This is a genomic window from Variovorax paradoxus (assembly GCF_040544635.1).
Classification (GTDB): domain Bacteria; phylum Pseudomonadota; class Gammaproteobacteria; order Burkholderiales; family Burkholderiaceae_C; genus Variovorax; species Variovorax paradoxus_R.
Window position 1 is genome coordinate 178837 of record NZ_JBEPKJ010000012.1, and the last position, 6164, is coordinate 185000.

3 protein-coding genes and 2 rRNA genes (1 of these 5 running past the window's edge) are annotated in these 6164 nt (G+C 57.9%); 3 read left to right on the forward strand and 2 right to left on the reverse strand.

Annotated features, from left to right (window positions below; all coding sequences use genetic code 11):
- The first annotated feature begins 16 nt into the window (after positions 1-16).
- From phhA to ABIC94_RS20740, 3 genes are all read left to right on the forward strand, one after another.
- Positions 17-898: a phenylalanine 4-monooxygenase gene (gene phhA, locus ABIC94_RS20730; protein ID WP_354374861.1), complete on the forward strand. Its 882-nt coding sequence runs from the start codon at positions 17-19 to the stop codon at positions 896-898.
- Between the two features lie 153 nt (positions 899-1051).
- Entirely contained in the window at positions 1052-2746 is a 1695-nt protein-coding gene (locus ABIC94_RS20735; protein WP_354374898.1) for an AMP-binding protein, read from the forward strand.
- Complete coding sequence (locus tag ABIC94_RS20740; RefSeq protein WP_354374862.1) at positions 2747-3676, forward strand: MBL fold metallo-hydrolase; 930 nt, start codon at positions 2747-2749, stop codon at positions 3674-3676. It begins immediately after the preceding gene.
- Positions 3677-3783: 107 nt separating this feature from the next.
- Here the strand turns inward: ABIC94_RS20740 and rrf are convergent.
- Together rrf and ABIC94_RS20750 are read right to left on the reverse strand one after the other, a co-directional pair.
- Positions 3784-3896: ribosomal RNA gene (gene rrf, locus ABIC94_RS20745) — 5S ribosomal RNA — on the reverse strand.
- A gap of 144 nt (positions 3897-4040) precedes the next feature.
- Positions 4041-6164 (reverse strand): 23S ribosomal RNA (locus ABIC94_RS20750); it runs 750 nt beyond the window's last position.

Genomic DNA, 6164 nt, shown 5'->3' on the forward strand with positions numbered 1-6164 from the left:
CCAGAGAAACACCCTGATGGACGACACCCCTGCCGCCGCCACCGCTGTCAAACCTGCCGTCTACGGCGCTTCGGATCGCCCACCGCGCGGCGACTACTCGCGCGGCGGCGCGGTGCATGCCGACTACACCTGCCCGCAGGACTGGGCCAGCTACACGCCGGCCGACCATGACACCTACAGGCGCCTGTACGAGCGGCAGGCCGCGCAGCTGCCGGGCCTGGCCTGCGACGCGTTCATCAACGCGCTGCCCTTGCTCGGCGTGAAGGACCGCATCCCGCGCTTCGAGGAAATCAACGAGCGGCTGCATCGCGCCACCGGATGGGAAATCGTCGCGGTGCCGGGGCTGATCCCGGAGCTGCCGTTCTTTACCTTGCTGGCGAACCGCAAGTTTCCAGTGACCGACTGGATCCGCAAGCCCGAGGAGTTCAACTACATCGTCGAGCCCGATGTGTTCCACGATCTGTTCGGCCATGTGCCGATGCTGTTCGACCCGACGTTTGCAGACTATGTGCAGCGCTATGGCGCCGGTGGAATCAAGGCGCACGAGTTGGGCGCCGGCGAAAAGCTGTCAAGGCTGTACTGGTACACGGTGGAGTTCGGATTGATTCGCCAGCCCGACGGCCTGCGCGCCTATGGCGCCGGCATCCTGAGCTCGGTGGGCGAATTGAAGCACGCAGTGCTCAGCAACGAGCCGCGCCGACTTCCGCTGGACCTGCTGCGTGCCATGCGCACGCGCTACAAGATCGACACCTACCAGGCCAACTATTTCGTGATCAAGAGCTTCGCGGAACTCTTCGAACTCACGGCGCCCGACTTCACGCCGATCTACAAGGCACTGGAAGTCGAGCCCGACATCGAAGCCGGCGTGCTGCTGCCGGGTGAGACTGGCAAGGCCTGAAAACGCTCCTCGCGAGCTGACAGCACGCGGCAGGCGTGCGTGCGGCGCAATGCCAGACCTATCGCGCGCGCGACAGTGGGTGCCTTGCTCCTAGGACAAGCCCGCTGGTGGCGGAGTGCATCTGACTCCCACAATCCGCGCAAAGGAGCCTGCATGCAGACATTCGCGCGACCCTCAAACTATCCGGCCGACGTGCCGCACGAGATCCATCCGGAGCAATACCGGTCTCTGTCCCACATGTTCGACGAGGCCTTCGGCCGCTATGCCGAGCGGCCGTTTTCGGTCTGCATGGAGCGCTGGATGTCGTATGGGGAGCTCGACACGCTGTCGAAGGCCCTGGGCGCCTGGCTTCAATCGCTCGGCCTCGAGCCGGGCGAGCGAGTGGCCATCATGTTGCCCAACGTGCCGCAGTTCGCAGTCACGATGTGCGGCGTGCTCCGGGCGGGCTATACCTGCGTCAACGTCAATCCGCTCTATACGGCGCGCGAGCTCGAGCACCAGCTCAAGGACTCCGGCGCCACGGCCATCGTCATCCTCGAGAACTTCGCGTCGACGCTGGAACAGGTGATCGAACGTACGCCGGTGAAGCACGTGGTCGTCACTTCGATGGGCGATCTGCTGGGCGGCCTCTACGGTGCCTGGATCACCGTCGCGGTTCGCCACCTGGCGAAGATGGTTCCGCCCTACAAGCTGCCGCTGAGCGATGGCCGGACGGTTACCGAGTTCTCCAAAGCCATCGCCGAGGGGCGCGGGCGCACGCTGGGGCCGGATCAGAGCACGCTGGATTCGATCGCATTCCTGCAGTACACCGGCGGCACGACGGGTTTGTCCAAGGGGGCGGTGCTGACCCACCGCAACATCGTTGCGGCGACCCTGCAGGCGGAGGCCTGGTTCACGCCGGCCCTCTCGCGGGCGGGCGATCTGTCGAAGGTCAACAGCATTGCGGCGTTGCCGCTGTATCACATCTTCGCGCTGACGCTGTGCCTGCTTGTCATCCGCCAGGGCTCGCACATGACGCTGGTTCCCAATCCGCGTGACTTCGACAAGTTCATCGCGGTGCTCAAGAAGCGTCCGTTCCACATGCTGCCTGCGGTGAACACATTGTTCAACGCGCTGCTGATGCACCCGCAGTTCAAGTCGATCGATTTCTCGACGCTGTTCGTATCGCAAGCGGGCGGAATGGCTGCGTCCGAGGGCACGGCACAGCGGTGGTTCGAGGCCACGGGCTGTCCGATGATCGAAGGCTGGGGCATGAGCGAAACCTGTGCGATCGGCACGAACAATCCGGTGTCGAATACGACGTTCACGGGCACCATCGGCTTGCCGCTGCCGAGCATCGCGATCGCCATCAAGGACGATGAAGGCAACTCGCTGCCGGTCGGAATGCCGGGCGAACTCTGCATCAAGGGCCCCAACGTGATGACGGGCTACTACAACCAGCCAGCCGAGACGGCAGCGGCCTTCACGACGGATGGATTCATGCGCACGGGCGACATCGCCGTCATGCAGGAAGACGGTTACAGCCGCATCGTCGACCGCAAGAAGGACATGATTCTGGTCAGCGGCTTCAACGTTTTCCCAAACGAGCTGGAGAACGTGATCTCGCTGTGTCCCGGAGTCGTCGAATGTGCCGCCGTCGGCGTGCCGGATGAAAAGCAAGGCGAGGCGATCAAGGTTTTCGTCGTGCGAAGGGATCCGACACTGACCGAGGAAGCCGTGCTGCAATACTGCAATGGACAGCTCACCGGCTACAAGCGCCCCAAGCACATCGAGTTCCGGGATTCGTTGCCGAAAACCAATGTGGGGAAGATCCTGCGGCGCGAGCTTCGAACCAGCGCGAGCGTCTGAATGAGCGGGGGTGCCGCGGCCGGACTACCGGCGAATCTCGTTGTCTTCGAGCGCGGCTGGCTTTCCTCGAACAACATTCTGTTTGTCGGAGCCGACGAGACCGCATTGGTCGACACCGGGTATGTCACGCATGCCGACCAGACCTTGGCGCTGGCCGAATCGGCGCTGGGGACTCGGCCACTTGACCGGATCGTGAATACGCACCTGCACAGCGACCACTGCGGTGGCAACGCAGCCCTGCAGCGGCGTTACCCGGCGCTTCAGACTGACATTCCGCCTGGAGAGGCGGCACTGGTAGCACGTTGGGACGAGCAAGCCTTGAGCTTTCTTGCGACAGGGCAGGCCTGCCCGCGCTTTCGGTTCACCGGTTTATTGCACCCCGGAACGGAATGCGTGCTTGGCGACAGGCCATGGCAGGTGCATAGCGCACCAGGTCACGATCCTCATTCGATCATTCTGTTCGAGCCGATTTCGCGGACGCTCATCTCGGCGGATGCTTTGTGGGAGAACGGTTTCGGCATCGCCTTTCCCGAGCTCGCGGGCGAGCCATCGTTCGGGGATGTGGCTGCCACGCTCGATCAGATCGAGTCGCTGGCACCGCGGCAGGTAATTCCAGGACATGGCCGCGTCTTCGATGAGATCGACAAGGCCTTGGCCACCGCCCGGCGCCGGCTCGAAGGTCTGCAGCGCGATCCCAGGAAGCATGCACGGCACGCCATCAAGGCGCTGATGAAGTTCAAGCTGCTGGAAGTGCAGTCGATTTCCCTCGATCAGTGGCAAACCTGGCTCCAGAGTGCGTCGTACCTGGGCGTTATTCGTTCGCGCTTCTTTGCCGAAATGGATTCGAGTCAATTGGCCGATGACATCTTGGCGGAGTTGATTAGCGCCGGCGCAGCCGAGAAGGACTCGTCGTTCATACGTAATATCTGACCCCGCCTCTCGGGAATAAAAAAAGCGCGTCACCGGAAGATGACGCGCTTTTTAGCTGCAAAGAAAAAAGCCCAACACGCTGTGTTGGGCTTTTCCTGGCTGTAAGAGCCTGACGATGACCTACTTTCACACGGGAACCCGCACTATCATCGGCGCTGACGCGTTTCACTGTCCTGTTCGGGATGGGAAGGAGTGGTACCACGTCGCTATGGTCATCAGGCATAACTTGTTGTCTGACTGATCACATGATCAATCAAACGAATTCATAGAGTTTGGAATCAGCGCGCAATTGTCTTGCGCTTGCTTGAATGTATTTTGAATGCGTCAACTTGGCATAACACCCTGATCAGATGATCAAAGTTATAGGGTCAAGCCGCACGAGCAATTAGTATCAGTTAGCTTAACGCATTACTGCGCTTCCACACCTGACCTATCAACGTCCTGGTCTTGAACGACTCTTTAGGGGGCTCAAGGCCCCGGCAGATCTCATCTTGAAACGAGTTTCCCGCTTAGATGCTTTCAGCGGTTATCTCTTCCACACTTAGCTACTCGGCAATGCCACTGGCGTGACAACCGATACACCAGAGGTGTGTCCACTCCGGTCCTCTCGTACTAGGAGCAGGCTTCCTCAACTCTGCAGCGCCCACGGAAGATAGGGACCAAACGGTCTCACGCCGTTTAAAACCCAGCTCACGTACCTCTTTAAATGGCGAACAGCCATACCCTTGGGACCGGCTACAGCCCCAGGATGAGATGAGCCGACATCGAGGTGCCAAACACCGCCGTCGATATGAACTCTTGGGCGGTATCAGCCTGTTATCCCCAGAGTACCTTTTATCCGTTGAGCGATGGCCCTTCCATACAGAACCACCGGATCACTATGTCCTGCTTTCGCATCTGCTCGACTTGTCAGTCTCGCAGTTAAGCACGCTTATGCCATTGCACTATCGTCACGATGTCCGACCGTAACTAGCGTACCTTCGAACTCCTCCGTTACGCTTTGGGAGGAGACCGCCCCAGTCAAACTGCCTACCATGCACTGTCCCCGATCCAGATAATGGACCTAGGTTAGAACCTCAAACACACCAGGGTGGTATTTCAACGTTGGCTCCACAAGATCTAGCGACCCTGCTTCAAAGCCTCCCACCTATCCTACACAGATCTGTTCAAAGTCCAATACAAAGCTACAGTAAAGGTTCATGGGGTCTTTCCGTCTTTCCGCGGGGAGATTGCATCATCACAAACATTTCAACTTCGCTGAGTCTCAGGAGGAGACAGTGTGGCCATCGTTACGCCATTCGTGCAGGTCGGAACTTACCCGACAAGGAATTTCGCTACCTTAGGACCGTTATAGTTACGGCCGCCGTTTACTGGGACTTCAATCAAGAGCTTGCACCCCATCATTTAATCTTCCAGCACCGGGCAGGCGTCACACCCTATACGTCCACTTTCGTGTTTGCAGAGTGCTGTGTTTTTAATAAACAGTCGCAGCCACCGATTTTTTGCAACCCATTCATGCTTCGTTGTTCACTACACACTAATAGGGCACACCTTCTTCCGAAGTTACGGTGTCAATTTGCCGAGTTCCTTCTCCTGAGTTCTCTCAAGCGCCTTAGAATACTCATCTCGCGCACCAGTGTCGGTTTGCGGTACGGTCGTATATAGCTGAAGCTTAGTGGCTTTTCCTGGAACCTCGTTCAGTCACTTCACGGACAAGTCCGCTCGATCGTTGGCCTCGGTATATGTGCACCGGATTTGCCTAATGCACGCCTACATCCAACTAAACCAGAATAATCCAATAACTGGATGACCTATTAAGATCCGTCCCCACATCGCACTATATAACGGTACAGGAATATTGACCTGTTTCCCATCAGCTACGCATCTCTGCCTCGCCTTAGGGGCCGACTCACTCTACGCCGATGAACGTTGCGTAGAAAACCTTGCGCTTACGGCGAGGGGGCTTTTCACCCCCTTTAACGCTACTCATGTCAGCATTCGCACTTCTGATACCTCCAGCACGCTTTACAACGCACCTTCACAGGCTTACAGAACGCTCTCCTACCACTTGCAATAAATTGCAAATCCGCAGCTTCGGTAACTGGCTTAGCCCCGTTACATCTTCCGCGCAGGACGACTCGATCAGTGAGCTATTACGCTTTCTTTAAATGATGGCTGCTTCTAAGCCAACATCCTGACTGTTTTAGCCTTCCCACTTCGTTTCCCACTTAGCCAATTTTAGGGACCTTAGCTGGCGGTCTGGGTTGTTTCCCTCTTGAGTCCGGACGTTAGCACCCGGTGCTCTGTCTCCCAAGCTGTACTCATCGGTATTCGGAGTTTGCCTTGGTTTGGTAAGTCGCCATGACCCCCTAGCCAAAACAGTGCTCTACCCCCGATGGTAATACTTGAGGCACTACCTAAATAGTTTTCGGAGAGAACCAGCTATTTCCAAGTTTGTTTAGCCTTTCACCCCTATCCACAGCTCATC